At 65.6% G+C, this 26,300-nt stretch carries 30 protein-coding genes and 1 tRNA gene; 17 read left to right on the top strand and 14 right to left on the bottom strand.

Going from position 1 to position 26,300, the window contains the following annotated elements; genetic code table 11:
• Window positions 1-116: 116 nt before the first annotated feature.
• A complete protein-coding gene (locus tag MUG98_RS00535) occupies window positions 117-470 on the bottom strand; it encodes a hypothetical protein (RefSeq protein ID WP_265110240.1) in 354 nt (117 codons plus the stop codon).
• 107 nt (window positions 471-577) lie between these two features.
• Here MUG98_RS00535 and MUG98_RS00530 point away from each other — a divergent pair, with 107 nt between their 5' ends.
• Window positions 578-874: a MarR family winged helix-turn-helix transcriptional regulator gene (locus MUG98_RS00530; RefSeq protein WP_265110239.1), complete on the top strand. Its 297-nt coding sequence runs from the start codon at window positions 578-580 to the stop codon at window positions 872-874.
• A gap of 28 nt (window positions 875-902) precedes the next feature.
• Here the strand turns inward: MUG98_RS00530 and infB are convergent, their stop codons facing one another.
• Entirely contained in the window at window positions 903-2,702 is a 1,800-nt protein-coding gene (infB, locus tag MUG98_RS00525; RefSeq protein ID WP_265110238.1) for a translation initiation factor IF-2, read from the bottom strand.
• A 250-nt stretch (window positions 2,703-2,952) separates the two neighbouring features.
• Here infB and MUG98_RS00520 point away from each other — a divergent pair, with 250 nt between their 5' ends.
• Together MUG98_RS00520 and MUG98_RS00515 are read left to right on the top strand one after the other, a co-directional pair.
• On the top strand, window positions 2,953-3,198 hold the full coding sequence (locus MUG98_RS00520) for a PRC-barrel domain-containing protein (protein WP_265110237.1): 246 nt from the start codon (window positions 2,953-2,955) through the stop codon (window positions 3,196-3,198).
• 4 nt (window positions 3,199-3,202) lie between these two features.
• The gene (locus tag MUG98_RS00515) at window positions 3,203-3,661 is read left to right on the top strand and encodes an NOB1 family endonuclease (RefSeq protein WP_265110236.1); all 459 of its coding nucleotides are present in this window, start codon (window positions 3,203-3,205) and stop codon (window positions 3,659-3,661) included.
• Between the two features lie 77 nt (window positions 3,662-3,738).
• On the opposite strand, the gene MUG98_RS00510 is transcribed toward MUG98_RS00515, so the two are convergent.
• Both MUG98_RS00510 and MUG98_RS00505 read right to left on the bottom strand, forming a co-directional pair.
• Entirely contained in the window at window positions 3,739-4,860 is a 1,122-nt protein-coding gene (locus MUG98_RS00510; RefSeq protein ID WP_265110235.1) for a CPBP family intramembrane glutamic endopeptidase, read from the bottom strand.
• A 122-nt stretch (window positions 4,861-4,982) separates the two neighbouring features.
• On the bottom strand, window positions 4,983-6,326 hold the full coding sequence (locus MUG98_RS00505) for a glucose-6-phosphate isomerase (RefSeq protein WP_265110234.1): 1,344 nt from the start codon (window positions 6,324-6,326) through the stop codon (window positions 4,983-4,985).
• Between the two features lie 141 nt (window positions 6,327-6,467).
• Here MUG98_RS00505 and MUG98_RS00500 point away from each other — a divergent pair, with 141 nt between their 5' ends.
• Window positions 6,468-6,941 (top strand): MOSC domain-containing protein, encoded by a 474-nt coding sequence (locus MUG98_RS00500; protein ID WP_265110233.1) that lies wholly within the window; start codon window positions 6,468-6,470, stop codon window positions 6,939-6,941.
• Window positions 6,942-7,012: 71 nt separating this feature from the next.
• Window positions 7,013-7,486: a DUF5812 family protein gene (locus MUG98_RS00495; protein WP_265110232.1), complete on the top strand. Its 474-nt coding sequence runs from the start codon at window positions 7,013-7,015 to the stop codon at window positions 7,484-7,486.
• Window positions 7,487-7,547: 61 nt separating this feature from the next.
• Here MUG98_RS00495 and MUG98_RS00490 read toward each other — a convergent pair whose 3' ends face one another.
• Entirely contained in the window at window positions 7,548-7,985 is a 438-nt protein-coding gene (locus MUG98_RS00490; RefSeq protein ID WP_265110231.1) for a DUF7968 family protein, read from the bottom strand.
• 118 nt (window positions 7,986-8,103) lie between these two features.
• Here MUG98_RS00490 and secF point away from each other — a divergent pair, with 118 nt between their 5' ends.
• Entirely contained in the window at window positions 8,104-8,979 is an 876-nt protein-coding gene (secF, locus tag MUG98_RS00485; protein WP_265110230.1) for a protein translocase subunit SecF, read from the top strand.
• On the top strand, window positions 8,976-10,601 hold the full coding sequence (locus MUG98_RS00480) for a preprotein translocase subunit SecD (protein WP_265110229.1): 1,626 nt from the start codon (window positions 8,976-8,978) through the stop codon (window positions 10,599-10,601). The genes secF and MUG98_RS00480 overlap by 4 nt, the downstream gene beginning before the upstream one ends.
• 22 nt (window positions 10,602-10,623) lie before the next feature.
• Here MUG98_RS00480 and MUG98_RS25470 read toward each other — a convergent pair whose 3' ends face one another.
• The 4 genes from MUG98_RS25470 to MUG98_RS00465 form a co-directional block, all read right to left on the bottom strand.
• Window positions 10,624-10,731, bottom strand: coding sequence for a DUF7563 family protein (locus tag MUG98_RS25470; RefSeq protein WP_425601071.1), 108 nt, complete (start codon window positions 10,729-10,731; stop codon window positions 10,624-10,626).
• 92 nt (window positions 10,732-10,823) lie between these two features.
• Window positions 10,824-11,834 (bottom strand): sodium:calcium antiporter, encoded by a 1,011-nt coding sequence (locus MUG98_RS00475; RefSeq protein WP_265110228.1) that lies wholly within the window; start codon window positions 11,832-11,834, stop codon window positions 10,824-10,826.
• A 176-nt stretch (window positions 11,835-12,010) separates the two neighbouring features.
• The gene (gene rnhB / locus MUG98_RS00470) at window positions 12,011-12,673 is read right to left on the bottom strand and encodes a ribonuclease HII (RefSeq protein ID WP_265110227.1); all 663 of its coding nucleotides are present in this window, start codon (window positions 12,671-12,673) and stop codon (window positions 12,011-12,013) included.
• Window positions 12,674-12,726: 53 nt separating this feature from the next.
• Window positions 12,727-14,109, bottom strand: coding sequence for a tRNA pseudouridine(54/55) synthase Pus10 (locus MUG98_RS00465; protein ID WP_265110226.1), 1,383 nt, complete (start codon window positions 14,107-14,109; stop codon window positions 12,727-12,729).
• 212 nt (window positions 14,110-14,321) lie between these two features.
• On the opposite strand from MUG98_RS00465, the gene MUG98_RS00460 reads away from it, so the two are divergent.
• The 3 genes from MUG98_RS00460 (at window position 14,322) to MUG98_RS00450 (ending at window position 16,177) form a co-directional block, all read left to right on the top strand.
• A complete protein-coding gene (locus MUG98_RS00460; protein WP_265110225.1) occupies window positions 14,322-15,434 on the top strand; it encodes a S1C family serine protease in 1,113 nt (370 codons plus the stop codon).
• A gap of 355 nt (window positions 15,435-15,789) precedes the next feature.
• Window positions 15,790-15,984, top strand: a complete 195-nt coding sequence (locus MUG98_RS00455) for a DUF7511 domain-containing protein (protein WP_265110224.1) — start codon at window positions 15,790-15,792, stop codon at window positions 15,982-15,984.
• A 4-nt stretch (window positions 15,985-15,988) separates the two neighbouring features.
• Window positions 15,989-16,177 (top strand): DUF8028 family protein, encoded by a 189-nt coding sequence (locus MUG98_RS00450; RefSeq protein WP_265110223.1) that lies wholly within the window; start codon window positions 15,989-15,991, stop codon window positions 16,175-16,177.
• A 94-nt stretch (window positions 16,178-16,271) separates the two neighbouring features.
• Here MUG98_RS00450 and MUG98_RS00445 read toward each other — a convergent pair whose 3' ends face one another.
• The gene (locus tag MUG98_RS00445) at window positions 16,272-16,445 is read right to left on the bottom strand and encodes an HVO_A0556 family zinc finger protein (RefSeq protein ID WP_265110222.1); all 174 of its coding nucleotides are present in this window, start codon (window positions 16,443-16,445) and stop codon (window positions 16,272-16,274) included.
• A gap of 127 nt (window positions 16,446-16,572) precedes the next feature.
• Here MUG98_RS00445 and MUG98_RS00440 point away from each other — a divergent pair, with 127 nt between their 5' ends.
• The 4 genes from MUG98_RS00440 to MUG98_RS00425 all read left to right on the top strand — a co-directional run bounded on the left by MUG98_RS00440 (window position 16,573) and on the right by MUG98_RS00425 (window position 19,470).
• Window positions 16,573-17,133, top strand: coding sequence for a metal-dependent hydrolase (locus tag MUG98_RS00440; protein ID WP_265110221.1), 561 nt, complete (start codon window positions 16,573-16,575; stop codon window positions 17,131-17,133).
• A gap of 128 nt (window positions 17,134-17,261) precedes the next feature.
• Window positions 17,262-17,858, top strand: a complete 597-nt coding sequence (gene trmY / locus MUG98_RS00435) for a tRNA (pseudouridine(54)-N(1))-methyltransferase TrmY (RefSeq protein ID WP_265110220.1) — start codon at window positions 17,262-17,264, stop codon at window positions 17,856-17,858.
• A 78-nt stretch (window positions 17,859-17,936) separates the two neighbouring features.
• A tRNA-Pro gene (locus tag MUG98_RS00430) sits at window positions 17,937-18,009 on the top strand.
• Between the two features lie 636 nt (window positions 18,010-18,645).
• Window positions 18,646-19,470 (top strand): HNH endonuclease, encoded by an 825-nt coding sequence (locus MUG98_RS00425; RefSeq protein ID WP_265110219.1) that lies wholly within the window; start codon window positions 18,646-18,648, stop codon window positions 19,468-19,470.
• Window positions 19,471-20,080: 610 nt separating this feature from the next.
• On the opposite strand, the gene MUG98_RS00420 is transcribed toward MUG98_RS00425, so the two are convergent.
• Both MUG98_RS00420 and MUG98_RS00415 read right to left on the bottom strand, forming a co-directional pair.
• Window positions 20,081-20,407 carry a hypothetical protein gene (locus MUG98_RS00420; RefSeq protein WP_265110218.1) on the bottom strand — a complete coding sequence of 109 codons (327 nt, stop codon included), beginning with the start codon at window positions 20,405-20,407 and terminating at the stop codon, window positions 20,081-20,083.
• 198 nt (window positions 20,408-20,605) lie between these two features.
• Entirely contained in the window at window positions 20,606-20,761 is a 156-nt protein-coding gene (locus MUG98_RS00415) for a hypothetical protein (RefSeq protein ID WP_265110217.1), read from the bottom strand.
• 409 nt (window positions 20,762-21,170) lie between these two features.
• On the opposite strand from MUG98_RS00415, the gene MUG98_RS00410 reads away from it, so the two are divergent.
• On the top strand, window positions 21,171-21,899 hold the full coding sequence (locus MUG98_RS00410; RefSeq protein ID WP_265110216.1) for a profilin-fold protein: 729 nt from the start codon (window positions 21,171-21,173) through the stop codon (window positions 21,897-21,899).
• A gap of 81 nt (window positions 21,900-21,980) precedes the next feature.
• On the opposite strand, the gene MUG98_RS00405 is transcribed toward MUG98_RS00410, so the two are convergent.
• Window positions 21,981-22,256 carry a PadR family transcriptional regulator gene (locus tag MUG98_RS00405; RefSeq protein WP_265110215.1) on the bottom strand — a complete coding sequence of 92 codons (276 nt, stop codon included), beginning with the start codon at window positions 22,254-22,256 and terminating at the stop codon, window positions 21,981-21,983.
• A gap of 218 nt (window positions 22,257-22,474) precedes the next feature.
• Between MUG98_RS00405 and MUG98_RS00400 the strand changes: the two genes are divergently transcribed.
• Window positions 22,475-23,026, top strand: coding sequence for an NUDIX hydrolase (locus MUG98_RS00400; RefSeq protein ID WP_265110214.1), 552 nt, complete (start codon window positions 22,475-22,477; stop codon window positions 23,024-23,026).
• A gap of 69 nt (window positions 23,027-23,095) precedes the next feature.
• On the opposite strand, the gene MUG98_RS00395 is transcribed toward MUG98_RS00400, so the two are convergent.
• Window positions 23,096-24,322, bottom strand: coding sequence for a midas domain-containing protein (locus tag MUG98_RS00395; protein ID WP_265110213.1), 1,227 nt, complete (start codon window positions 24,320-24,322; stop codon window positions 23,096-23,098).
• Between the two features lie 368 nt (window positions 24,323-24,690).
• On the opposite strand from MUG98_RS00395, the gene tgtA reads away from it, so the two are divergent.
• The gene (gene tgtA, locus MUG98_RS00390) at window positions 24,691-26,172 is read left to right on the top strand and encodes a tRNA guanosine(15) transglycosylase TgtA (protein WP_265110212.1); all 1,482 of its coding nucleotides are present in this window, start codon (window positions 24,691-24,693) and stop codon (window positions 26,170-26,172) included.
• The last annotated feature ends 128 nt before the right edge of the window (window positions 26,173-26,300 follow it).

Below are 26,300 nucleotides of genomic sequence, written 5' to 3'. Positions count from 1 at the left end.
AAAACGATTTCGGGACCCGATCAGCTCCGGGAGAGGCTGTCATTCTCGTACGTGACAGGTTCGGACCCTCCGGCGTCGCGATGCCGTCCCCCGGAGACCGATCTCTGGTCCGATGGCTACTCGGGATTTTCGTCCTGAACCTCGACGATCGCGGCCCGATCGAGCTGTTCGATGCCGCCCTCCATCCGAACCTGGATCGTCTGTCCGGGGAGATCCGGATCGCCCTCGTCGATCGAATCCTGCGGGACGGAGACGGCGGTGACCCCGTCGATCGTGACGGACCGGCGCTGAATCGGGTCACCCTCGTGGTCGACGGTTTCCCACGTCTCGACGTCGAACTCGTCGAAGTCTTTGTCGAAGTATTCCCCCGAGTCCGGGTTCACCGTGTCCTCGGTCTGGGACTCGCCGGTCGTCCGGTTGTCGTCGAACTGGACCTCCTCGTGTTTGTACTGTCGAAGTTGTACGAGCATCGACGGATCAACCACGCGCAGCGTGTTAATTTTGGACGGGGCAGTTGCTTGCTTCCTGGACGGGACAGTTGCTTGCTCTCCCGACCCGACAGAGGAGTTACGGAGAGATGATATCGTACTTATTTTGGTATGCCGTCCTGTTCCTGCTGTGGGAGCGAGAAGAGGTCGCTCGAAAAGAACTCGCCGCCGCGATCGACGACGACCGCTTCGACCTCAGCCACCACCTCGGAGACCTCGTCGACGTCGGATTCGTCGCACGGACCGGTGCTCCCGAGGGCGAAGACGGGCGACAAACCGTCTACAGGATCACGCATCTCGGTCGCCAGGAGGTCGATTCGGACGGCGGAACCGTTTCGAACGGTGTGGGGACTCTCCCGGACGGGCGATCGAATCGAGCGAACTGAGAGAACCGAGAGGGAGGAGTCGATGGCGCTACTTGCCCCAGAACGGATCGCGACTGCGCTGCTTGTCGAGGTACATGTTCAGCGCCTCGAGTTCGTCGCCGGGGATCTCGCTGGCCAGTTCCTGTTCGAGGATCTTCGCGTGTTTCTCGGGGATCTCGGCCCAGAGTTCGTCGTCCTCCTCGATCTGGCGGCCGACGGTGGGGCCGTCGATCGCGACCGAGACGCGGTTGCCTGCGCGGGCCTCGTCGACGTCCTCGCCCTGTTCCTGGATACCCTTGATCTGGCCGACGCGTTCGGGTTCGTTGCCCTCGAATTTGACGACGTTCGTGTTGTTCTGGACGGTGCCGGAGTTGACCTCGACGCCGACGACTGCGGGGTCGTTCTGGCGGAAGGTGTGATCCGGCAGGATGCGGAACCGGGCGGGCCGTACGATGTTCTCGAGGATGGTGTCCTGCTGAGCACGTTCGATCTCCTCGACGTGCTCCTCGTACTCCTCGACGAGCTGGTAGATGACCTCGTCCGTGAAGACCGTCACGTCCTCGATTTCGGCGCGCTGGTCGGCGTCGCTCAGGACGTCGACGTTGAACCCGAGGATGACCTGCTGTTTCGGATCCTCCGCCGTCGAAGCGACCGAGACGTCACGCGGCGCGACGTCGCCGACCTCCGCGCGAACGATCGGCACCTCCGCGTCTTCGAGGGCGTCGGCCATCGCTTCGAGACTCCCGAGCGTGTCGGCCTTGACGACGACGCCCTGTTCTTCGGTGTCGACGGCGATGTCCGCGAGTTCGGCCTCGACCTCGTCGATGACGTCCTCGAGGTCCCGATCGCGGACGACGCGGACGGGTGCACCGGCCATCGCCCCGCCGAGGTCCGGTGCGGCGACCTTGATCCCGGCGGCCGCCGAGACCTCGTCGACCTTCTCGAAGCGACTCTCGGTCCGGATCTCGGCGAGCGGACGCGGCTGGAGCAGCGCCCGGACCTCGGTGACGATCGGATCGTTCTGGCCGCCGACGACGATCGTGTCGTCGGCCCTGATCGTCCCGTCGTAGAGGACGATGTCGATCGTCTTCCCGAAGCCTTTCTCCTCTTTGACCTCGAGAACGGTGCCGACGCCGGGGCCGGCGACGTCGATCTCCATCTCCTCTTTCATGTACCGCTGGGAGAGGCCCATCATCACGGCGAGCAGGTCCGGAACCCCCTCGCCGGTCATCGCCGAGACGGGGACGACGCCGACGTTCCGCTGGAAGTTCTGGACCCGCCAGTAGAGGTCCGCGGAGAACCCTTCGTCGGAGAGGTTCCCGATGATCTCGTAGAGTTTCTCGTCGAGTCGCGACCTGACCCGATCGGACTGGTCGTCGTAGGTCGCGTTGATCGGGGAGTTCTCGTTTTCGTTCCACCCCGGAACGGTGTCGATCTTGTTCGCCGCGACGATAAAGGGCGTCTCGGACCGGCGGAGGATGTCGAGCGCTTCGAGCGTCTGGGGCTGGAAGCCGTCGTTGACGTCGACGACGAGGATGGCGATGTCCGCGAGCGCGCCACCGCGGGAGCGCAGCGTGGTAAAGGAGTGGTGGCCCGGCGTGTCGATGAACAGCAGGCCGGGGAGGTCGAAGTCGTCGGGATCGACGAGTTCGCCCGCGATCGAAGAGACGATGTCCAGCGGAACCGCCGTCGCACCGATGTGCTGGGTAATCGCCCCTGCTTCGCCCTCGATGACCGCTGAGCCGCGGATCTTGTCGAGGAGACTCGTCTTGCCGTGATCGACGTGCCCGAGGACAGCGACGATCGGGGTTCGCAGAGATGTAGGGTCGTTTGGATCCGAATCAGACATGGTGACCACCCGAGAAGGTCTTGTCTAACGCGTCGGCAGAGCGGTAGTTAAACCCATCGTCATCCGCGTTCGCCGGTCGCCGCGCGCGACCGATCGGTCGACGTCGACTGGCCATACGACTCCCTCCACCACGGGATCGCCGCCGATCGGTCCTGGGGCAGTCCGCCGAGCGTCGGTGGTCGGTCCGAACGTGACAGCGCACCACATCAACCCCCTTGTTTTTAATACCGATTAGTAAATACGGGTATGCATGAGCGATATACTCGCTGAAAACCTCTCGGGGAAATCCGTCATGGGATCCGACGGAACTGAACTGGGAATGCTCTACAACATCACGATGGACCTCAAGTCGGGGAAACTCCACGACCTCGTCATCGAACCGGACGCAGAACTGTCCCCCCGGAACGTCGATTTCGATCTCGACGACACCGGCCGCTTCCTGGTCCCCGTCGGCCGCGTCCAGGCGGTGAAAGATTACATCGTCGTCCAGCGCTAACGGTATGTACGTTCTCGACTCCTCGGCTTTTATTCACGACTTCCACACGACAGAACAGACTGCGACTATCCCGCTCGTCCGCGACGAACTTGAGGACGAGAGTGCCTACCGCTACGACGCGATGGAAGGTTCGGGCATGCACATCCACATCCCGAACGAGGACACCACGGAGAAGGTCCAGCGTGCGGCCAGGGAATCCGGTGATCTCGAAGTACTCTCGGAGACGGACGTTCGACTCGTCGCAGCCAGTTTCGAACTCGACGGGACCCTCGTCACCGACGACTACGCGATGCAGAACGTCGCCGAGAAACTGAACGTCGACGTGCAGGTGATCGCGCGCGAGGGCATCGACGAACAGCGCCAGTGGCACTACCAGTGCCAGGGCTGTGGCCGTGAGTTCGACGAGGAGAAGGATCGATGCCCGATCTGTGGCTCACAGCTCGCCCGGAAGAATCCGTCGTAGGAGACGGACACGGTATCCGTCACTGTCTGTAGAACACCGTCGAAGGCACACAAGGGGACGGAGCCGATCGTTCGTCGTCAGCCGTAGGTCAGGTACAGGTTCGCGAACAGGATCGCGTCGTACAGCCCGTGGACGAGCGCCGGAACGAGGAGGTTATCCGTCCGTTCGTACAGCGTCCCGAGGACGATCGAGAGCCCGAAGATCACGGTCAGGCTCGCGATGATCTGTCCCGCCCCGGCGGTGCCGTAGGCCAGTACGTGGACGACGGCGAAAATCACGCTCCCGGCGACGACGGCCCCGTAGCGCGAGAACGTCTCGTAGAGTGATTTCTGGATGACGTTCCGGTAGAGCAACTCCTCGAAGGGACCGATGATCAGGATCGCAGCGGGGATCAACACCAGCATGATCTCGGGGTTCTCCTGGGCCTGCTGGGCCGTCCCGTGATCGGCGCTCTCGACGCCGGCGGACTGGAACAGGACCGAAATCGAAAACAGCGTGCCGAACAGGACGACGAGTCCACCGACCGTCCAGACGACCTGCCGTATCGTCGGCAGTCTGAGATCGAGGTACGAGAGATCGTACTCCCGGAACGCGAGATACCCCCCTGCGACGACCGCCGTCCCGAGTGCCATCCCGAACTGGCTGATCGCGACGCGTTGCAACTGTGAGAGCGAGTCGGCGACGAGCAAGACGGGAAGGGCGAGCAGGAGCATCGCGACCTGTGCCGCGATCAGCCCCGTGAGTCCGACGACGAGCAACAGGGTGATGCGGAGACTGCGAACCTTGAGCCCATGACCGCCGATCCCGAAGTAATCGGCGATCCCGATACCCGTGGCGAACCCCGCCGTGAGGAAGGCCGTAAACAGCAGCGAAATCGACCATCCGAGCGTCGGGAGCGTCACCGGGACCGACACCCCCTGATTCAGTGCGTAACCCGAGAGCAAGACCACCGCGAGACTCGAAGCGGCCGCGATCGAGCCCGCGATCCGACGATCTATCCGTCCGTATCGACTGCCGAGAAAGGCGAAGACGGCTGCCAGCGCGAACGCTGCGCCGGTCCAGACGATCGGATCGTCGACACCGCGGCGAACGGGGACCGCCATCGCGGCGACCGTGATGGCGGCGAGGCCGGTCCCCACGGCGGGAGCGGCCCCGGAGGAGTACGAGCCGGCGTCGTCGGCCCGTGCTGTCTCGTTCATAGCCCAACTTTCGTGCGCACCCACATATGGCCTCCGCAAGCGGACAGCGCCATACCGGGCGGACCCCGTACTCAACGCTCGAACCGGAGTTCAGCGTCACCGATCGAATCGGTTCCCCAGCGTCAGCGCTCGATCCGAAGTTCGGTCTTCTCGGCGACCGCGTCGGCTTCCGCGAACTCGCCGTCGGAATCCGATTCCGAGACGCCGCCGAGCAGCCCCCGCGTGGCCTTCTTCGCCCACTCGACGGCCGGCTGTTCGAACGTGTTCACGCCGTAGAGTTCGCCCGCGAGCACGCAGGCTGCTTCCATCCCGTACAGCAGGCCGCCCAGTTCGTACTCGTCGACCCGATCGATCTCGACGCGAACGGTCGGCCGGCCGGCGGCGGCGAGGCTCGCCTCGGTCGCCTCGAACTCCGCCGCGAGAAGGTCGCCGAGCGACGCGTCGCCGAGATAGGCGAGCTCCGCGACGTCGGTCGCGGGGATCGATCGATCCGCGGTCTCGCGAGGGCTGACGAACGTGACGACCTTGTCGCGCGGGCCGGCGCGGTAGAGCTGGAGTTGCGAGTGCTGGTCCGTCACGCCGAGCGCGCGCAGCGGCGTCTGGCCGAGGTCGTCCTTGCCGAGGCTCTCGGCCCATAGCTGGGCGAACCACTCGGAGTAGGTCTCGAGCGACTCGGCGTAGGGCACCATCGCGTTCATCCCGGCCCCGCGGGCGTCGAGCGCGTAGGTCGTCGCGCCGTACGCGTAAGCGGGGCACTCGAACAGCGATCCCGAGAGCGTCTCGGCCTCGGCGGCGGCCCCCTCGAGCAAGGCGTCGAGGTCGTGGCCGCAGACGGCCGCGGCGACCATCCCGACCGCAGAGAGCGCGGAGAAGCGCCCGGGGACGCCGTCCGGAACCTTCAACGAGGGCAGGTCGTGACGATCGGCGAGGTCGCGAAGCGGCCCGGACTCGCCCGTCGTCACGATCGTTCGTTCGGTCCAGTCAATGGTCGCCGACTCGAACGCCTCGCGGACGACGAGGAAGTTCGCGAGCGTCTCCGCCGTCGTCCCGGACCGGGAGACCACGTTGATCGCCGTGTTCTCGAGCGGAAGCCGATCGAGGTGCGCGGTGACCCACTCGGGATCGACGTTGTCGAGGAAGACGGTCTCCGTGCCGTCGGACTCCATCGAGCCACGCTCGACGCTATCGAGCGCGTCGACGATCGTCGCCGCCCCCAGCGAACTCCCGCCGATGCCGATCGTGATCAGCGCCTCGGCGTCGGACACCGGTTCGACGGCCGATCGGATCGCGTCGGGATCGGTCCGCTGCGGGAGGTTCAGCGCTTCGTAGCCGTGGTCCCCGTTCGCCATCCCCCGTTCGATGCGATCGTGTGCGTCCGCGACCTGCTCGTCCAGCCGATCGAGGGCCTCGCGGGAGACGCCCGGCGACGCGACCGACGCGAGCGCGTTTCCGATGTCGACGTTCATACCTGTGCGGGCGACGGCCGGGTGTAAAGGCGTTGCGTCACGCGAGGCGTCGCGTCACGCGATCGATCGACCGCGGGTCGGCTTCGGTGGGCCGGTCCGGCGTCTCCAAACAGTTTAGTCCCGATCGATCAACTCTCGTCCATGCACGCCCGAGGAACCGTCGAGGGGATCTACGTCGCGCCGGACTCCGGCGACCCGATGCGGGAACGCGATTCCGTCGAGGCAGTCGCGGGTCGAGGGCTTTGGGGCGATCGATACTTCCGCGAGCGGGGGCTGTACGATCGACGCGACGACCTGCCGGAGGCGACCGATATCACGCTCGTCGAACGGGAAGCGCTCGACGCGGCGACGCGCGACGAGGGAACGGAGCTTCACCCCCGCGAGACGCGACGGAACGTCCTGACGCGGGGGGTTCCACTGAACCACCTCGTCGATCGCGAGTTCCGGGTCGGGGACGCGACGCTCGTCGGCGTTCGGCTCTGTGAACCCTGCAGCTACATGGAATCGCTGGCCGGAACGGCGGGAGCGGTCGATGCGCTGGTCCACCGCGGCGGGCTGAACGCGAATATCGTCGATTCGGGATCGATCGCCGTCGGCGACGACGTCGACTTCTGATGAGGGGCCGATCGGAGGTCCGGTACCCGAAAGTCGAAACCCGGAAACCCGGGAGCCACCTATCACTCCCCATGAGCGAGAAGACCGGCACGTTCGTCGTCACGCACGCCGAATCGGAGTCGGCCGTCGTCCGCGACGTCGAGACCGCACAGGTTCACACGCTCGCGTCGAACCCCGGCTTCGAAGTCCACGACGTCCTCGAGGGAACCGTCGCGCCGGAGCCGCCGCTCGAGGTCGCTTGGCAGGTGGTCGAGGTCGAGAACAGACGCTCGATCGACCTGATCGACAGCGACCTGGAGCCGACGACGCAGGAGAAGTCCCTCGCGGCCGAGGCCGACGTGGGCGACCTCGTCACGGAACAGCGGGCCGGAACGGGGGAGATTCACGTCCTCAGCCTTCCGGAGGACGAGGTCGATCCCGCCGCCAGGGACGTCCTCGACGACGAGGAGACGATCGCACGCGCGGCACAGCTCGGGGCGGTCCGCGTCGAGGTGCGCCGATCGGCCGACGACGGCGTGGTGAGCGTGCGATACCTCCCGGACTGACGGACGATTCTGCGGCGTTCGAGGCGACTGGGCGATCGGACGACCGATTCAGCCGGCTCCGTCACCCCTGACTCGGGCCGCCGGCGCTCTGGACCTGCCAACTTCCTTCGATCCCGCAGGCTTCGCGGACCTCGTACCTGATCTCGGTGTCCGCGTCGATGCGCTCGCCACCGTCGACCCGTTCGACGCGCAACGGCACGTCGAGCGTGTTGCCACAGCAACCGACGCCGACGAACTCCTCCCAGACGTCGCCCTCGCGGGCCTGTTCGCGGGTCTTGCGGAGAAACGCCTGGAACGACGGCTTCTCGACCTGGAAGCGGCCCCAGTTCGAGAGGTCCGCCGGGTACGAGATCACGACCCGATCGGCGCTGGGGGACGAGTCCGACGGCCGGTCGGCGGAGTCGACCTCGGACGCGTCCGGCGGATCGACGGTTTCGTCCCGGGTCGATCCGGTCGGCGTTGCGAATCGATCGGCGTTCTGCCCTTGTTCCGGCGACATGGTCCAGCGTACGGGCTCGAGCGGCTTCAGGGCGTCGTATTTTTCGACAGTATTATTCTCGGAACATGCTGCAGAAATTGAGAAGGCTTACACGGGCTGACCAACAGAGGTCGGGTATATGGGGTATTTCGACGTACCGGAATTTAACTACACCCGGTACAGTAATCGGCAGCTTGCGGCGGTGCCGCTCGCCGTTTTGCTCGTCGCGATAACCGTGATCGGCGGCTGGTACCTGTTTACCGGTGCACCGGCCAATTACGGGATCGAATTCGCCGGCGGCACGGAGATGACCGTCGAGACGTCGACCCCGGGAAGCGAGATCCCGGCCGCGTTCGACGAGGATCCGTCGTCCGTCCAGCAAACGGCGAACGACCGGTACATCATCCAGTTCACCGCCACCGACCAGGGCGAGTTGCGGTCGCAGGCCGAGGACGGCCTCGAGCCGACGGCGTCCAACGACGACGTCGTCCAGTCGCTGTCGGGCGTCTCCGAAAGCTTCGGGGATCAGCTCAAAACGACGGCGCTGTTCGGAGTGACCATCGCGTTCCTCGGGATGAGCGTGCTCGCGTTCCTGCTGTTCCGGACGTTCGTCCCCTCGATCGCGATCGTCGTCTCGGCGTTCTCCGATCTCGTGATCCCGCTCGCGTTCATGAATCTCGTCGGGATCGAACTCACGCTCGGCACCGTCGCCGGGCTGTTACTGCTGATCGGCTACTCCGTCGACTCGGACATCCTGCTGAACAACCACATTCTCCGGCGGAGCGGTGACTTCTACGAGAGCACCCACCGGGCGATGCGGACCGGCGTCGTGATGACGGTGACGTCGATGGCGGCGATGCTCGTCATGGCGGTCGTCTCGTACGCGCTCGGGATCGGGCTCCTCGCGTCGATCGGGACCATCCTCTTCGTCGGACTCGCGGCCGACCTGATGAATACGTACATGCTCAACCTGAGTCTCCTTCGCTGGTACAAGTTCGAGGGGGTGCGACGATGAACGTCAAGGACACGATCGTCTCCAACTGGCGCGTCCTGCTGTTGGTCGTCTTCGTGACGTTCGCAGTGGTCGCGCTCTTCATCCCCGGCGGCGTCTTCGCCGAACAGGGCCCCGAGGGAGAGCCGGCGGCGAACGAGAGTGCGCAGGCCGCCGACGACGACGGCTGGACGAATCTCGTGTACGGGCTCGGACTCGACGGCGGAACGCGGATCAGCGCGCCCGTCGTCGGCGTAACCGCCGAGGACGTCGAACTGACCGATTCCGCCGACCCGAGCACACTCGAGGGCGACATCGCCGCGGAACTCGACGTCGAAGCGACGGACGTGCGCGTCGAACCCGCCGAAGGCGGCGGATACACCGCCGAGGTGTTCGTGAAGAACGTCTCCACGGACCAACTCGCCAGCGCGCTCGACAGCGCCGACAGCGCCGCGGACTACGGCGAGGTCCGGGACGGCGTCACCCAGTCGACGCGCGACGATACGGTCCAGGCGATCGATTCGAAGATCAACGAAGCCGGGCTGACGGGTGGCGACGTCTCGGAACGATCCGGCACTACCCCACACATCGTCGTCGAGGTCCCCGAACGGGGCGACGACATGAACGAACAGGAACTGCGGGAACTGCTCACCGAGCGGGGCGTCGTGACGGTCGTCGCGTACTATCCCGAGAACGGAACGCAGGTCAACGAGACCGTCCTCGAGCGGGACGACTTCGACTCCATCGGCTTCGCGGCCTACGACGATCAACGGGACCAGCACTACGTCTCCGTCACGCTCACCGACGAGGCCGCGTCGGAGTACCAGGCGAAGATGAACGAGTACGGCTTCACCGGCGAGGGCGTCGGCCAGTGTGGAATCCACGACCGACAGACCGGCGAGTTCAATTTCGACCACGAGGACGACCAGTGGTGTCTGGTCACCGAAGTCGACGGCGAACCCGTCGACGCCCACAGTATGGGCGGCGACCTCGCACGGGGAATGCAGGACGGTACGTTCGAGAACGATCCCTCGTTCCGGATGATCGTCCCCACGCAGGGCGACGCCCACTCGCTGTCGGTCAACCTCCGCGCGGGCAGCCTCCCCGCGCCGCTGGATTTCGATAAGGGCGAGGTGTTCTCCATCACCCCGGCGCTGGCCGACGACTACAAGATCTACTCGCTGCTGATCGGCCTGCTCTCGGTGGTGACCGTCAGCGGCGTGGTCTACCTGCGGTACACGAACGCCCGGGTCGCCGCGCCGATGATCCTCACGGCCATGTCGGAGGTGGTGATCCTGCTCGGCTTCGTCGCGCTGATACGCATGCCGCTGGATCTCTCACACATCGCCGGGTTCATCGCCGTCGTCGGGACGGGGGTGGACGACCTCGTCATCATCGCCGACGAGGTGATGGACGAGGGCGACGTCAGTTCGCGGCGTGTCTTCGAGTCACGCTTCCGCAAAGCGTTCTGGGTCATCGGTGCCGCCGCGGCGACGACGATCATCGCCATGTCGCCGCTGGCCGTGTTGAGCCTCGGCGACCTCCAGGGGTTCGCGATCATCACGATCCTCGGCGTCCTCGTCGGGGTGCTCGTCACCCGCCCGGCCTACGGTGACATCCTGGAGTACCTGCTGACCGATCGCTGACGCGATCGCCCGTTCTCGTCGGTCACCCGGTTCGACACCGCGGACACCAGTCGACTGTTCCGTCGCCGTCACCGTAGACGCGCGCAAAATCGAGCGAGACCTGGCTCTCACATCGTGTACAGATCGGCATCGGTACTACGGTGACAGCGCCAGCAGGCAATAGCGGTCAGCCTGCTGTTGCACCGTCCCACCGGGGCCACACCACGCCGATCGAGATCCGGCTCAGGTCGGGACGACGGTCGTCACGCCGACGCTCTCGAGTATCAGCCACGCGACGAACAGCCCGTAGATGACGAGCAACGTCCAGGCTTCCCGACGGGACAGGAGCATCCCAGTACGCATGATCGTGAAGAAGACGACCGTCGCGAGGATCAGGAACCCCATCATCGGAACGATGTGCGCGAAGGTGATCGCCAGGGTTCCGGCGACGAGCACGCCGATCGGTACCGCGACGAGCAGGTCGAACACGTTGCTCCCCAGTACGTTCGCGAGACTGACCGCCGGCCGACCCGACCGGGCAGCGGAGATACTGACGAACGCGTCCGGAATACTCGATCCGGCGGCCACGACGGTCATGCCCCACAGGAACGCGGGCGTACCGAACGCCTCGCCGAGGCCGATCGCCGCCCGGACGAGGCCCTCGACGCCGACCACGATGAGCACCAGGCCGACGCCGAACCACAGCCAGGCCCGGAACCGATCGACGGTGGTGTCCGCCTCCTCGGCGGAATCGGCGGTGTCGAGGTACTGGGTGAACACGTAGAGTCCGTAGAGGACCAGCGGAAACAGCGCGAGCGGACGCGTGACCGAGCCCCGGAGACCTGTTCCCTCGAGCGGATTGTAGATTATCGCCATCGAGAACGTCAGCAGAAGGACGGCGACCGCGAGCATGTAGAACAGTGCCTCCTTGTACACCAGGTCGCGACCGGTCTCCATGCCGCCGCCACCTGCGAGGGCTGCGGCGGCCGGGATGACGAGGAGGTTGAACACGGCGGAGCCGACGATCGCGCCGACGCCGAGTTCGAACTCGCCGTGTAACAGCGTCGCGACGAGGACGCTCGCCAGTTCCGGCATGCTCGACCCGACGGCGGCGATGATCGCACCCTGGACGACTGCCGGCACGCCGTAGCCGGTCGCGAGCCGATTTGCGGACGTCTCGAGCCACGTGCTTCCCTTCCAGACGACGGCCGTTGCGGCGGCGGCGAGCACGAGGAACGTAACGATCTCGAGCACGGTCACTCGTGCGTCCAGGGGGCGTATAAAACGATCGACAGGTAACGGACGTGCTGGAGCGGTGGGAGAAAGATAGGCTGGAGGCGGCGGAGGACTGATATGCTGGAGGCGGAGGACGGACGAATGTAAACCGAACGATCCAACCGACTCGATCGTCACCGTGCCGGATCGGGCCGCTAGAACTGCCCGAGACCCGTCTGCTGGGCCGCCGCGAGCACGTCCTCGCAGGTCGACCACGACGCGCGGGCGACGGGTGGTAACTCGCCGTGGTCGGCGACGTAGCTTTCGAGGAACTCGCGCGTGGTCGGATCGCTCGGATAGCCGCTCCCGATCGGGCCGTACGCCTCGGCGAGTCTGGCGACGTGGGCATCGCGTTCGACCTTGGCGACGATACTCGCTGCGCCGACGATCCGGGAGTCGTCGTCGGCTCCGTGTCTCGCGTCGACGTCGATCGACAGCGAGCAGGCGTCGGTCACGCGACGGGCGAACCGATCGGCGTCGGTGTCACAGGCGTCACAGAGCCCGGACGGGACGCCGGAGTCGGAACCGTGAGCGTCGGGGAGGGCTGCCTCGATCGCGTCGGCGTGGGCCCGCACCGTCAGCGAGTTCATGTCCGTCGCGGGATCGTCGATCCGCTCGGGCGTGATTTCGCCGACGCCGACGCCGACGCGATCGTCCTCGCGGAGCGCGGCGGCCAGTTCCTCGCGTCGATCGGGAGCGAGTCGCTTCGAGTCGGCGATTCCGTCGGGCAGCGCGTCCGGCGTCTCGAGCCAGATCGCGGCCGCGAACATCGACCCGATCGCCGGTCCCTTCCCCGCCTCGTCGACGCCGAATGGCATGTCCCGATCGTCGTCGAGGGACGCAAAAGTCGTTGTGACTCGCCGTGGCGGAATCAGTCGGTCGCTTCGACGGCGTCCTCGTTCTCGTCCTCGGCACGCGGATCGTCCCGGAAGTACGCCTCCAGTTCGAAGGGTTCGTCCTCGCCCTCGACGCCGGTGACGTCGAGCGCCGTCACCTCGGCGCCCGTGTCGAGGAGGCCGGCGAGACTCGGCTCCGTCCGGCCGTCGTCGCTGCTGACGAGTTCCTTGATGTAGAGGCCGCCCTCGCCGTGAACTCGCACCTCGGCCCGGGTCGGTTCGCGCAACTCGCCCTCGATCGCGTGGACCGTCCGCTCGCGGGTCAGACTCGCCCGGCGGTGATCGACCCGCTGGGGCGTGTCCTGCTCGACGGTCGCCCCGTCGAGGGTTTCCAGCGCGTCCTCGAAGTCGTCCTCGTCGATCGGGTCGGCGAACGCGACGTCCGCGCGGTAGTGCTTGCTCGCGTCGTGTTCTTTGACGCGCTCGACCATCTCGTAGGTCGCCAATCGCAGTCCCTCGACCTCGACGCTCCCCTCGGCCGCCTCGTTGATCTCGCGTTCGAGGGCAGCCGGATCGGGGTCGCGCTTCCGGGGCCGCTTGACCTCGAGGACGAACGGCCGGCCCTCGCCGAGCATCCGCGCATCGACGTCCTCCCGGCCCGCGCCGTGGAAGGTGCCCTCCTCGCCGTCCATCGCGTCGACGACGTGCGGACGAACCGTCTGTTCGACGCTGGTCTCGTACATGTAGCCCGATCCCCCGCAGTAGTCGCAGGGTTCCTCCCCGGCGTCGCCCAGCTGGACGCCGCTGCCGCCACACTCCCGGCAGGGCCACTCCGTCTGGGGAACGTCCCGCTCGAGTTTGCGGTAGCGGCCGTAGACGAACGCCGGGTTGACCTGCAGGTCGATCGCGTGGCTCGTCACGTCCCCGCCCGCGAGGACGTCGAACGGGTCGAACCCCTCGAGGTCGACGACCGCGAGCACGTCTGGACGTTCGAACCCGACCTCGGCACCCGTCGTCGCGCCGACGCGACGGCCGACCTCGCGGTTCGTCTCGCGCTTTATCGACTCGCCGGCCTCGGGGTCGAGGTCGGCGTCCTCCCGGAGGAGGCGCTCGTTCTCCTCGACCAGCGGCGGCACCTGCGTCCCCACCTGGTAGGTGTCGAACTCGATCCCCTCGAGGGCGTCGACGATCGTTTCGGCGATCGCGTCGAAGGTGCCACAGTAACCCTCGCAGACCCAGCACTCCTCGGGATCGACCGGTTCGAAGTCCTCGTCGTCTTCCATCGCGGCCGTCGTGCGCAGCGCCCGCCCACGCTCGGCGTTGGTCAGCCCGAAACTCCGATCGGCGAAGGGGCGGCCGAGACAGGAGTCACAGACCGGCCCCGTCGCCAGCAGCGCACGGGCGTCGTCCGTAAGCATGGCCGTGACTCGGGTGGCCGCGGGTAACACGCTTTCCCTTCTGGCGAGTGCCGGGTGACGACGGATCCGCGGCCAGTGCGGGACCGATCAGTGGACGCGTCGATCCGGCTCGATCCCACCGGGCGAACGGACCGAAGAGCCGTTTCGTCGTTCGATCGATCGGCTGGATAGTCTTCCAGAGGTTCATATAGGTGGGGTTCTAGCCGGCGGACATGGACGAGACGCGACTGAGTCGTCGCGGGTTGCTCGCCGCGGCGAGTGCCGGATTCGCCGGTGCCGTCGCCGGCTGCACCGAGCCCCGGGCCGATAACTCGATCGAGGGGAATTCCTCGCACGGGATCGATCGGGACAACCTCGCCGACGGATCGACCTACACCGACGTCTACGAGGGGATCATCGATTCGGTCACCCAGATCCGGGCCTTCGGCGTCGACGATCCGGTCACCGGGGAAGAGGGACGCGGACAGGGATCCGGCTTCGTCATCGACGACAGCCACGTCGTCACCAACCAGCACGTCGTCGCCGGGGCGGAGGACGTCGACCTCCAGTACATCAACGGCGACTGGTCGAGCACTCGACTCGTCGGGACCGACTACTACAGCGACCTCGCGGTGCTCGACGCCGATCACGTCCCCGACGCCGCGACACCGCTCTCGCTCGACGACGAGCGGCCCGTCGTCGGCCAGCAGGTCGTCGCGATCGGCAACCCCTACGGACTCGAGGGATCGATGTCGGCGGGGATCGTCAGCGGCGTCGAACGAACGCTGAGTCCGCCCGGCCGACAGTTCTCCTTCTCGGACGTGGTCCAGACCGACGCGGCCGTCAATCCCGGCAACAGCGGCGGCCCGCTCGTCGACCTCGACGGCGACGTGGTCGGCGTCGTCAACGCCACCAGCGGGGAGAACATCGGCTTCGCGGTCTCGGCGACGCTGGCGAGTCGAGTCGTCCCGTCGCTCATCGCGGACGGCACGTACGAGCACCCCTACATGGGTATCGGGCTCCGGACGGTCGATCGACTCGTCGCCGAGGCGAACGATCTCTCGGCGGCGACCGGCGTCATCGTCACCGACGTCTTCGCGGGCGAAGCCGCCGCAGCCGCCGGCCTCCGGGGGAGCGACGAGACCGTCGAACGCCGCGGCGAACCGATCCCGGTCGGCGGCGACGTCATCCTCGCGCTGGACGGTGCTCCGATCCCGGACCGGCACGCGCTGTCGACGTTCCTCGCACTCGAGACCAGCCCCGACGACACGATCACCGTCGACTACTGGCGCGACGGCAGCGAGCAGTCGACGACTCTGACGCTCGGGTCGCGACCCGAAGTGTAGGCCGATCGGATCGTGACGGAGCGTCGCGAACGAGGCGAGACAGCGTTGCGAACGATCGGACGACGTGAGCAGTCGCGATCGATCGGCTCGGGTGAGTACAGTCGACGGAGTTCGTCGGGTAAACAGCCCGCTGAAAGGGGTCCCTACCGCGCTCGGGATTACCGTTCTCGGCACGGGAGTGCCGTAGCGACCTCGTACACGTCGAGATTCGTGACGGTCACGTACCTCGGAATGGCTCTCCCGAAACGGACCGAAACCAGACGTTCCGGATCGCTCGCAGCGTTTAGCCGGTCGATAACAATAGGTCGGTATCGAGTAAAATCGGTCGGCGCAACCCACTGCCGCCTGGCCTCCCATGACGACCGATCCCGACATCGTGCCCCACCGGCCGACCGAATCGACGACCGAACTCGACCACGTTACTATCGAGAACGAGGACGCGCCCAACGAATGTGCCATCTTTCCCTCCGAGTCGAGCGACCTCGACCAGATGACCAACTGGATCGTGGCACACGACGACTCGTTCGTCGCCCTCACCGCGATGTGCTAAGCCCATGGCGCTGGATCACTCCGTCACGGCCGTCGGCTTCTGGCTCGGGACCCTCCTGCCCATCGCCTACGTGCCCGTGATCCTGATCGGAATCGACTCCATGAGCCGGTTCTCGCTGTTCGTCGGATTGCTCGCCCTCCACGCCCTCGCGCTCGTCGTCGGTCACGAGTACGACGGCTCCCGAACGCGGTGATCGCACCGCGACTCCGCGATCGATCGTGGCGTGCCGTTCACGGTGAGGACGTCTGAATCGGAGCGCTCGAACGGTCCCGGTAACGATAACGTACCTACCAGAGTTGCACGCGAGGCGTCTCACAGGTGTCACAGATGACCGCCCTGTTGTCCTTGTAGATGCCCCGCTCGAGTTCCCCGTCCGAACAGTGGGGACACGATCGACCCGCGAGCATCGACAGCAACTTCGTCTCGTGGCTGTCGGACTGCGAGGGCTGTAATTTCGCCATGTAGCCATTCCATACCCGACAGCAGCGAAACCGTTGGCCCTGCCTATGCAACGCACTCCGGACAATCGCTCTCGCCGATCGACGCGAGTCGACAGGGCTATTTCCCCGACGGATGAATCCCCGCAGGATGTGGCCCTGGGGACATCTCGCCGTCGCGTACCTCCTGTACACCGGCATCACGACGTCCCGGTTCGATCGAGTCCCGCGTGCCTGGCCCCTCCTGGCCCTCGCCCTCGGCACCCAGTTTCCCGACCTGATCGACAAACCCCTCGCGTGGACGTTCGGCGTCCTCCCCGGGGGCCGGACGTTCGCCCACTCGCTACTGGTCGCTGCCCTGCTCGTGCCGGCAGTCGTCGCGGTTGCGATCCACCTCGATCGGCGCGAGGTCGGCACGGCGTTCGTCCTGGGGCACGTCTCACACCTTCTCGCGGACGTCCCGCCCGCGGCGTTCACCGGTGACCTCTCGGGGATCGCGTTCCTCCTGTGGCCCCTCGTCGACCAGCCGCCGGAGGAACCCGTCGACGGGCTCCTCGACGCCATCCTCCACTACTACGCGATGGGACCGTACGAGGTGTTCCAGTTGGGCCTGTTCGTCGTCGCCGCCCTCGTCTGGTACCACGACGGCCGGCCCGGTCTCGGGCTCGTGCGAACGTCGATCGATCGGCTCGGCCGGTTGGTCCGATCCTGAGACAGTCGATCGGACCGATGCACAGGGAGTCGATCGGACCGATGATCGACACCCGTCGACGACACCACCTCCGGCCGCCGACTTCGAGAAACCGTGACCCCTTTGCGCGCCGTCGGTCTTGTATCGCTATGCGCCAGTTCGTACTCATCGCCCACGAGGTCCCCACGGAACCCGACTTCTCGCTCGACGACCTCGCCGGCGGGGCCGGACGACTCGACGCGCTCTGCCGATCGATCACCGCGTCGTTCGTCACCTCCCACGGGATCCGCGAGGACGTCCGCACCCACCTCGTCGTACAGGACGAACTCACCATCAGCTTCGACGGCAGCGAACTGCGGCGACTGAACCCCGACGAGCGAAGTACCGCCGCGCTGGTACGCACCGCGCTGGAGCACCGCGACGAGGCGATCGGCGCGCTGCCGGCCGAACCCAGCCCCGGGATCGAGGTCTACCGCCGCGGGCTCGAGGCCACCCTCGACGCCCTCACCGACGACGGGACGATCGTCCAGTTGCACGAGGAGGGGGACGCGATCGGGGACGTCGACGACCTTGCCGATCCGATCTTCGTGCTGTCCGACCACCGGGACTTCACCGCGGCCGAGGACGCCGCGGTAGCGGAACGAGTCGATCGGCAGGTGCGACTGGGGCCCGAACTGTTACACGCCGATCAGGCGATTACGATCGCACACCACTATCTGGATACGTCCGGCTACGAGGACTTTTGACCGCGGAAAATCGCGATCGGGCAGTTCGACAGCAGCTTTCGGAAGCGTTAAACGATCCGGCGCTCACAATTCGAATGCGGGCCGGTGGGGTAGCTTGGTATCCTTCGGCCTTCGGGTGGCCGTAACCGCAGTTCGAATCTGCGCCGGCCCATTTCTGCCCGCAAACTCTAACCGACGAGCGTAGCGAGTCGCGTTCGTGAGTGGGCAGAAATTGATCCAAGCAGATTCGAGTAGACGAGGCGTGCGCAACACAGTGAGCGCGTCTCGGCGAGTTCGACATCTGCGCCGGTCCACTAGATGCGTATACCTTTTCCCACCTTCCTTCCACTTAACGGCCGCTCTACGGGGTGGTCGGCGTGACGATCGTACCGGGGCCGACGGACGATCGATCGACGTGTCTTCACTGCGGACCCCGCGACGGCGGTCCATCCTCGGTCGGCACTGATCGCAACAGAGACAATGAGGGGGCACAGACTATCGGATTGTGGTTGGGCCACCGATCCGGTAGCTGCCTCTCTAGTCGGGGCATCCAGTCGAATCGAGGGGGCATCGTTCAATTACTTGTCCATAATCCAACAGAGGCGCTTGTTCAATACACACTGACATTGAGCGCTCGTCATCACGTTCTGAGAACTCCACCCGAAGCAAGGGGGTGAACGACGTGCCGTCTCGTCGAATCCGACGAGTGCGAACGGTGCGCGCTACGCCGCCAGTGAGTCGTATCGAGATCGGATTCGTAGAAGATCGTATGTGAGATTATATTTTGGTCGAGCATGACTGTCTGTGCATGGGAGTTGTACGTCAAGAAGGGGACTGGCGTCTCGAGAAGATCGAAGACGGTCTGTACGAGGTAACGTACAAAGAGACGGCAGAAGCGACGATCACCACGCCCGAGTACGAACCGGGCGCCTTCGGCGATCAATTCGCCGTCAGCGCGCCTTCGTACGAGGCCGACTCGGACGTCGAAGCACGGTCCCTGTTCGATGAGATAGCCGCGCAGGATACGATATCCGTGATGGAACGGTTCGGAACGACCGCTGACGGACCGGCTCTCGACGACCCATCCGGACCGTCCGACGGAGCGCACGGAAACGGGATCACCAACCTCCCGCCCGGTGGGCTTGCACTGGTGCTGGTACTCGTCGGTGGGGGTGTCCTCTACGCGTCCGCCTTCGCGATCGGCTCGGCGGCGTTCTATCTCGGCAGTGCGCTGGTTCTCGGTGGCGTCGGCATCGTCGCCTGGGCGAGCGCCCTGTACAAGTCGCGGGGCGCGTCCGAAGCGGTGCGGTTCCTGACCGCGAAACGGGATCCCGATCGATCGGACTCGTCGGCTACTGTCGCCGGCGAGGACTCCGAACGGACGTTGCCCGCATCGCGATCGCTGAAAGAGGAACTGTATTTCAACCGTGCAAATCGGAACTGCGAGTGGTGTGACATTCGGGTCGATCAACCCGAGGTCCACCACATCAAGCCGCGTCGAGAAGGCGGACCGAACGACCCCTCGAACATCATCGTTCTCTGTGCCGGCTGTCACGCGAAGGCCGACCGTGGCGCGATTTCGAGAACGAAGCTTCGAGCCAGAGTGCGGAAACTCACCGAATCCGCGGCATGACGATTCGTCCTGCAGGAGGCTGTATTCGACGACGGGGTATCGTAACTGACGTTCGGAGACCCGTTTCGAAGGGGACGGGGCACGGTTCCGTATGTGCGGCACGAATTGGCGACTCGTCGTGAGGGAAGACGGATAGACTGAGAGATCTGCTACCGGGTAGAATATCGGGCCGATCGCGATCGAACCGCCTGTAATCAGGCAGAACCATTATGCATGTATCTGTACAAGTTCGAGGATGGGCCGGAGTGGTAGGTGGTGGTTTCGTTCCGGCCCACTTTCAGATTCGCCAACGTCGCTCTTCAATCCCACGCTATTGGTTGACGTGTATCATGGATCTGACGAGGGGTATCGATCGGTGATCGTCCCGCCCGACGCGGGCAGCGGCGGCCGGCAGCCGATCGTGCGACCGCCGCGCGAACGCCTGCGTGCAGAAACCGGTCGATCCCGCTGCAACTCGCGAACGCGGGGCGTCGACGGGACCGTTCTGGCTCGATATGTCCGATCGCCACCGGTAGTCACAGTGACGGTGACACCGAACCGACTGACGGAGCCTCGACGCGTAGCAGACGGACCCCTATAGTCTTCCGCCGCAGCCGCTCGCGTCGTAGACTCACCCGTCGATCCACGCCGTGACCAGTTCGGCGACCGCCTCAGCGATCACGTCGGCGAGTCGGTCGGGCGTCTCGGTGAGGTCCCAGGCGACGGCCCCGGACTGGGTGACGGTCACCCACTCGACGCAGTCGCGGCGGTCGAGTTCGACGAGGAGGTCCTCGACGACTCCCTCGTCGAGGCGGCAATCGAGCGACGACTCGAACGCCTCGACGAGCTGGGGCGTCGTCGCGACGAGCCGACGGTCGCCGTCGGGGTCCGCGACGGAACCGGCCGCGATCGGTGGGAAGGTGGGCGGTGTCGACGGCGACGGTGGTCGATCAGACATTGACTGCGAACTGGTTGTGAGCCATGGAATAGTAATAGTTGTGGTAGTCACGTCGACGCGACTGTGAGCGAACCGCGTGCGCCGTGGTCGATTCGGATCCAGGCCGGCGGATGTCGAACCGGACAGCCCGTCGTATCCCACGGAACGGCCAGTATCACACGTTCCGCGCCGATCGACCGGCCCGTCCGGCGCGGTCGATTACCCGATCAGTTCCGGGAGGACCTCGAGGAGGACGCCCACGAGTTCCAGGTAGACGACCAGCGCGACGATCGTGACGGCGATCACGATGACGAACGGCACGATCGTTCGAACGAGGGGGCGGATCGTGCGCCCGAGTTGGTGGAGAGCGCTCATCGGTCGATCCGGCCCCGTGTCGACGCCTGCAACGATCCACTGACCATACGGCTCTCGAACCGATGTGCGAGGGGCGCCCGACGACGCCCCGTGACGGCCGTCCGATCCCGATCGGCCGCGTCGCGGCCACCACGCGATCGTGCTCGAGCACCGGAACGGGACGACCGAATTCCCCGAAGTCGTTCGTGCTGTTCCATGCTACCGATGCCAACACGACGAGGCTTGAAAGTCAGTCAGACGGCCGTGCGACACCCGTCGCTCACCGGGCCGCAGCACGCGGCGGCGGCGATCGGACCGCGTCGGGGTCGGGTATCGATCGGGGCGTCGCCGGGTTCGCGAGGGACGTTCGACCCGATCGACGCGCGTTCGAGGCACAACCGTTACCGGTCACGGGCGCGTCCGTCCACTGATGACCGATGGACTCGAGGCGGAGATCGAAGACGCGGCCGACGTCGCAGAGCGGCGGGACGAACTGGCGGCCCGCGTCCGGACCCACGCGGGGCAGATGGCGCGGGAACTGGCCGTCCTGCAGGGCGGCGATTACGGACAGGAGACGTTCGACACCGACGGCGGCACCTGGACGCTCAAGTACGAGGCGGGCGACGTCCAGTACCTCCGCTTCGAGCCGAACTCGGGGACCGAGACCTACGTCGTCTCGAGCAAGCAGCCGCCGGAACCGGGGCCGCTGGAAACCGCGATGGCCGACTACGAGGCCTTCGTCGCCGCGTTCAACGCCCACATCGACTCCTTCGACGGCCTGCTCGCGGAGACGCCCGACGAATTTCCGCCGATCGCGTCGACCGCGGAACTGGTGGCCGAGCGCGATCGGATCGTCGAGCGGATCCGGGACGTGGCGAACGCGATGGCGTGTGAACTCCACCGCTACGACGGGGAGTACGGAACCTACGCGACGACGGCGGGAGGACAGCGCTGGGAGCTGAAGTGGGAGGGCGACGTCGCCTCGTACCTGCGGGTCGGCGGCAGCGACGGGACCTACCTGCTCTCGCAGTACGGACCGGCGTCAGCGCCGGACGTGCGGCGACTAGCGGACGACGTCCCGGCGTTCGTCGACGCGTTCAACGACCACGTCGACGACCTCGAGGCTGATCTCTCGCAGGTGTCGTTCGACAGTCAGTGACGCGACGAGTCCCGGTGTCGGGCCAGCGTCTCTAACGACCTGTTGGAGCGGGAGAGAGTCGATGGAAGAGATCGCCGGAGTTTAGACGTCGACGTACTGGTCGACCCACTCCTGGCGTCGCTGCAACTCGCGTCGGCCTTTCGGCGTCAGTGCGTAGTAGTTCGTCCGTCGATCGAGTTGGCCTTTCTCGACGAGTTCCTTCTCGACGAGGGTGTCGAGGTTCGGATACAGCCGGCCGTGGGTGACCGGCTGATCGATGTAGTGGTTGATGTCGTCGAGAATCTCCTGGCCGGACGGTCGTTCCTTGCCCGCGATGACGTACAGCAAGTCACGCTGGAATCCAGTTAGCTGATCCATGGATCACCCTCTGAAAACGAACCTTCACCGATTCGTGGTTTTGTTATAGAGGCGGTACGATCCAGCCCGCACCCGAACGCACCACGTAGGAGTACGGTAAGCCACTTTCGCATCATCCGAACGTACTACGTCGGAGCGGGAGGCAACTGCCGGCCACGCCCCACGACGGCGGCGACCGTGACGCGGCGTTTTTGATCACGACAACCGTACCGGCCGATATGTCGAGAGATTCGCTCACCTGGGAGACGCTCGATCGACGGGTAGCCTACACCTGCCCGGGGTTCGACGTGGTTAACGAGTCCGTTCGTCTGCCCGACGGAACCGAAACGGACTTCGATTACCTCTCGGAACCGGCGAGCGTCTGCATCCTCCCGTTTACACCCGACGGCGACGTCGTCTGTATCGAGGAGTGGCGCCAGGCCGTCGACCGCGTCAGCCGCGGGCTTCCCGTCGGCGGCACCGAACCCGACGACGGGGACCTCGAGGCCGCCGCCCGTCGCGAACTCGCGGAGGAAACCGGCTACGAGGCCGATCGGCTCGAGTCGCTGGTCACGGTCGAACCGGCGAACGGCATCGCTGACGCCGTCCTCCACTTCTTCGTCGCTCACGGCTGTCGACCGACCGCCGAGCAGCGACTGGATCACAACGAGAGTATCCGAGTCTCGACGATGCCGTTCGAGGAGTTGCTCGAGGCGGTGCGCGAGGGGACGATTCGCGACGGCCGGGCGGTCCTCGGCGTCTCCTACTATCACCTCATCGGCGACGGGTGAGCCCCGTCGGGAGCGGTCGCCGATCGTCCCGTAGACCGATCGACCGTCTCGGCGTCGGTCGTGCTCCGGTTAGCCGCCTGCGCTCTCGTCGTCCGTCTCGTTGTCTGCACTCTCGTTGTCCGCGGCCTCCTCCGTCTCGTTGTCTGCAGCCGCGTCCGTCTCGTTGTCTGTAGCCTCCTCCGTCTCGTTGTCCGCGGCCTCCTCCGTCTCGTTGTCTGCAGCCTCCTCCGTCTCGTTGTCCGCGGCCTCCTCCGTCTCGTTGTCCGCGGCCTCGTCACCGGCGAGTTGGTCTTCGAGTTCGGACGCGTCGCCGAGCGTCAGCGTCTCTGCGTCCGCGTTCCCGATCGTGAACGACGAGACGGACGCCTGTGAGACCGTCTCCGTGGTCGCGTCTTCCGCAGTGGCGTTGTCGTCCTCTTCGGCCGTCGCGTTCTCGTCTTCCTGGGCCGTCTCGTCGTCCGCCTGTGCGTCGGCCACGTCGGCCTCTTCGAGCGACTGGATCGTCATCGAGTCGATCGCGATCTGGTCGACGTCGAACTGCTCGATCGTGAGTTCGTCGAGTTGTTGTTCCTGCGTTTCGTTTCCGTCTTCGCCGGCGGTCTCGTTGTCCTCCTGATCGCCGTCCTCGTCGTCGCCACCGAGGACACCCTCGAAGAAGTCGCCGATCCGGTCGAGGATACCACTGTCTTCCTCGACGGTCAACTCGGCGATGGACAGTTCCTCGGCGTCCATCGTCTCGATGGTGAGGTTCTGGACGGTGAGTTCGTCGGCGTCCTCGTCGATCAGATCCTGTCCATCCGCTGTCCCGTCCTCTTCGGCGGTGACGTTCCCGTCACTGACATTGCCATTCTCTTCGGCGGTCGCGTTGTCCTCGGCGGCGGTCGCGTTCTCGTCCGCTTCGGTCGCATCGTCCGTCGTTTCAGCGTCCGTCTCCTCGCCGTCGAGTTCGAGGTCCTCGATCGAGACGTCCTCGAGTTCGAGCGATTCGATCTCGATGTCGGAGATCGTCACGTCTTCGGCGGTCGCGTTGCCCGCGTCGTCGGTTGCGTTCTCGCCAGTCCCGTCGTCGGCTGGCTCGTCGTCCGTCTCGTTGAGTGCCTCCCCGAGTTCCTCCTCGTCCGCGATCTGGAGAGTCTCGACGTTCAATTCTTCGATCGTCGCGTTCTCGACGGTGACGTTATCGAGTTCCAGTGTGCCGACCTGGACGTTCTCGAGTGTTACGCTCACGTCTCCGGCGTCGTTCGCGGTCGATGTCGCCGCACCGGCGAGGGCGGGACCCCCCGAGAGTGCGACCATCAGAGCCACGAAAACGACACCGAGTGTCTGCGGTCGTGAAACCATGCACTCCGGTTTACAGCGGTCTTCCGGCTAAAACGAGGTGACTGTTACAGCATTGCCCTCGTGAAACCGTCAATTGGAACCCATACAACGGTATTGATATTCAGTTCACTTGTCGGATTGCGTGTCTCCGGTGATGGTTTCGCCTCCGGATAGTGACGAACGTCAGTTGTGCTTGCACCCCCCTTCTCGATTATCGTTGACGGGACGGAACACGACGTTACCAGCACGCTCGTCTCCAAGTGGACCGATCGAGGCGCAGAAATTCGATCGGCGTCCGGTCGAAAACCGTCATGACTTACGTCGGACGCTCCAACGCTCGATCGATGCGCGAGTGCTTCGAACTGCAGGATACCGACGCTGGCGGCCGAATCGGCGAACTCACGGTGCCGCGCGCCGACGTCACCGTCGAGACGCCCGCCCTCTTGCCGGTGATCAATCCGAATTTGGACACGATCAGCCCCCGCCGGCTCGCCGAGGAGTTCGGTGCCGAGATCCTCATCACGAACTCCTACATCATCTACGGAACCGACGACGTCCGCGACGCCGCCCTCGAAGACGGCCTCCACGACGTACTCGACTTCCCCGGCGCGATCATGACCGACTCCGGTTCCTTTCAGCTCTCCGAATACGGCGAGATCGACGTCACCACCGAGGAGATCCTCAAGTTCCAGCACGCGATCGGCTCGGACATCGGAACGCCGGTCGACATTCCGACGCCGCCGGACGTCGCCCGCGAACAGGCCGAACGGGAACTCGCGACCACCCAGGAACGCCTCGAGATCGCCGACCGCGTCGACACGGGTGAGATGCTCGTCAACGCACCCGTACAGGGTTCGACCTATCCGGACCTCCGGGAGAAGGCGGGTCGGGACGCCGACGGAACCGGGCTCGACGTCTTCCCCGTCGGCGCGGTCGTCCCCCTGATGAACGACTACCGCTACGACGACATGGTCGACGTCGTCGCCGGCGCCAAACGCGGGCTGGGCGCGGACGCGCCGGTCCACCTCTTCGGTGCCGGCCACCCGATGATGTTCGCGCTCGCCGTCGCGATGGGCTGTGACCTCTTCGACTCGGCGGCCTACGCCCTGTACGCCCGCGACGATCGATACCTCACCGTCCGCGGTACCCGGCACCTCGACGACCTGGAGTATCTCCCCTGCTCCTGTCCGGTCTGTCTCGAGCACGATCCCGCCGATCTGCGGGCGCTGCCCGACCGGGATCGCGAGGAAGAACTGGCCGCGCACAACCTCCACGCCACCTTCGCGGAGATCCGCCGGATCAAGGAGGCGATCCGCACGGGCAACCTCCTCGAACTCGTCGAACAGCGCGCTCGCGCCCACCCCGCCATGCTCGACGGTTACCGTACCCTGCTGGATCACGCCGCCCAGCTAGAGCGCACCGATCCCGTCTCGAAAGGGTCGTTCTTCTACACCTCCCACGAGAGCGCCCGCCGGCCCGAAGTCGTCCGCCACCACCAGCGCCTCGATCGACTGGCCGTCCCCGACTCGCTGTTGCTCACGGAGGGACGATCGGCCGACGGGAGCGGGTTCGACGATTCGTGGCGCGTCGAACCACCGTTCGGCCCGTTCCCGCGGGCCCTCTCGAAGAGCTACCCGCTCACCGCCGAGGTCCCCGAACGGACCGATCGATCGGCCCTCGCGGCCGCGGCGGACGGCGTCGCGCGACTCGTCGACGCGAATCCGGAGACCGAGTTCGCGCTCGCCCACCGCGGGTGGCCCGCGGACGTGCTCGAACGGGTGCCGGACGGCGTGGCGTTGATCGACCTGGACGACGACTGCGCGTGAACCGCCCGGACAGGAGTCCCGTCGGCGATCGGTACAGCCCAGCAGCCAAGCGCCCACCGTCGGCGGTTCCACTACCTGTGCGGACGAGCACGGTTCCGTTCGAGATGTGAACCAGACTGTATATTTTT

It is taken from the genome of Halosolutus halophilus, from assembly GCF_022869805.1.
GTDB classification, from domain to species: Archaea; Halobacteriota; Halobacteria; order Halobacteriales; family Natrialbaceae; genus Halosolutus; species Halosolutus halophilus.
This window is presented reverse-complemented; position numbering and strand designations above follow the sequence as displayed.

Bases quoted from the DNA above. Each gene is read 5' to 3' on its own strand.
- MUG98_RS00480 (WP_265110229.1), top strand. From the start codon at position 8,976: ATGAACGTCAAGGACACGATCGTCTCCAACTGGCGCGTCCTGCTGTTG.
- MUG98_RS00455 (WP_265110224.1), top strand. From the start codon at position 15,790: ATGACGACCGATCCCGACATCGTGCCCCACCGGCCGACCGAATCGACG.
- MUG98_RS00445 (WP_265110222.1), bottom strand. From the start codon at position 16,445: ATGGCGAAATTACAGCCCTCGCAGTCCGACAGCCACGAGACGAAGTTG.
- rnhB (WP_265110227.1), bottom strand. From the start codon at position 12,673: ATGCCATTCGGCGTCGACGAGGCGGGGAAGGGACCGGCGATCGGGTCG.
- tgtA (WP_265110212.1), top strand. From the start codon at position 24,691: ATGCGCGAGTGCTTCGAACTGCAGGATACCGACGCTGGCGGCCGAATC.
- MUG98_RS00395 (WP_265110213.1), bottom strand. From the start codon at position 24,322: ATGGTCGCACTCTCGGGGGGTCCCGCCCTCGCCGGTGCGGCGACATCG.
- MUG98_RS00530 (WP_265110239.1), top strand. From the start codon at position 578: ATGATATCGTACTTATTTTGGTATGCCGTCCTGTTCCTGCTGTGGGAG.
- MUG98_RS00505 (WP_265110234.1), bottom strand. From the start codon at position 6,326: ATGAACGTCGACATCGGAAACGCGCTCGCGTCGGTCGCGTCGCCGGGC.
- MUG98_RS00520 (WP_265110237.1), top strand. From the start codon at position 2,953: ATGAGCGATATACTCGCTGAAAACCTCTCGGGGAAATCCGTCATGGGA.
- secF (WP_265110230.1), top strand. From the start codon at position 8,104: ATGGGGTATTTCGACGTACCGGAATTTAACTACACCCGGTACAGTAAT.
- MUG98_RS00425 (WP_265110219.1), top strand. From the start codon at position 18,646: ATGGGAGTTGTACGTCAAGAAGGGGACTGGCGTCTCGAGAAGATCGAA.
- trmY (WP_265110220.1), top strand. From the start codon at position 17,262: ATGCGCCAGTTCGTACTCATCGCCCACGAGGTCCCCACGGAACCCGAC.
- MUG98_RS00535 (WP_265110240.1), bottom strand. From the start codon at position 470: ATGCTCGTACAACTTCGACAGTACAAACACGAGGAGGTCCAGTTCGAC.
- MUG98_RS00500 (WP_265110233.1), top strand. From the start codon at position 6,468: ATGCACGCCCGAGGAACCGTCGAGGGGATCTACGTCGCGCCGGACTCC.
- MUG98_RS00420 (WP_265110218.1), bottom strand. From the start codon at position 20,407: ATGTCTGATCGACCACCGTCGCCGTCGACACCGCCCACCTTCCCACCG.
- MUG98_RS25470 (WP_425601071.1), bottom strand. From the start codon at position 10,731: ATGCCGATCTGTACACGATGTGAGAGCCAGGTCTCGCTCGATTTTGCG.
- infB (WP_265110238.1), bottom strand. From the start codon at position 2,702: ATGTCTGATTCGGATCCAAACGACCCTACATCTCTGCGAACCCCGATC.
- MUG98_RS00450 (WP_265110223.1), top strand. From the start codon at position 15,989: ATGGCGCTGGATCACTCCGTCACGGCCGTCGGCTTCTGGCTCGGGACC.
- MUG98_RS00490 (WP_265110231.1), bottom strand. From the start codon at position 7,985: ATGTCGCCGGAACAAGGGCAGAACGCCGATCGATTCGCAACGCCGACC.
- MUG98_RS00415 (WP_265110217.1), bottom strand. From the start codon at position 20,761: ATGAGCGCTCTCCACCAACTCGGGCGCACGATCCGCCCCCTCGTTCGA.
- MUG98_RS00405 (WP_265110215.1), bottom strand. From the start codon at position 22,256: ATGGATCAGCTAACTGGATTCCAGCGTGACTTGCTGTACGTCATCGCG.
- MUG98_RS00515 (WP_265110236.1), top strand. From the start codon at position 3,203: ATGTACGTTCTCGACTCCTCGGCTTTTATTCACGACTTCCACACGACA.
- MUG98_RS00440 (WP_265110221.1), top strand. From the start codon at position 16,573: ATGTGGCCCTGGGGACATCTCGCCGTCGCGTACCTCCTGTACACCGGC.
- MUG98_RS00460 (WP_265110225.1), top strand. From the start codon at position 14,322: ATGGACGAGACGCGACTGAGTCGTCGCGGGTTGCTCGCCGCGGCGAGT.
- MUG98_RS00465 (WP_265110226.1), bottom strand. From the start codon at position 14,109: ATGCTTACGGACGACGCCCGTGCGCTGCTGGCGACGGGGCCGGTCTGT.
- MUG98_RS00410 (WP_265110216.1), top strand. From the start codon at position 21,171: ATGACCGATGGACTCGAGGCGGAGATCGAAGACGCGGCCGACGTCGCA.
- MUG98_RS00495 (WP_265110232.1), top strand. From the start codon at position 7,013: ATGAGCGAGAAGACCGGCACGTTCGTCGTCACGCACGCCGAATCGGAG.
- MUG98_RS00400 (WP_265110214.1), top strand. From the start codon at position 22,475: ATGTCGAGAGATTCGCTCACCTGGGAGACGCTCGATCGACGGGTAGCC.
- MUG98_RS00510 (WP_265110235.1), bottom strand. From the start codon at position 4,860: ATGAACGAGACAGCACGGGCCGACGACGCCGGCTCGTACTCCTCCGGG.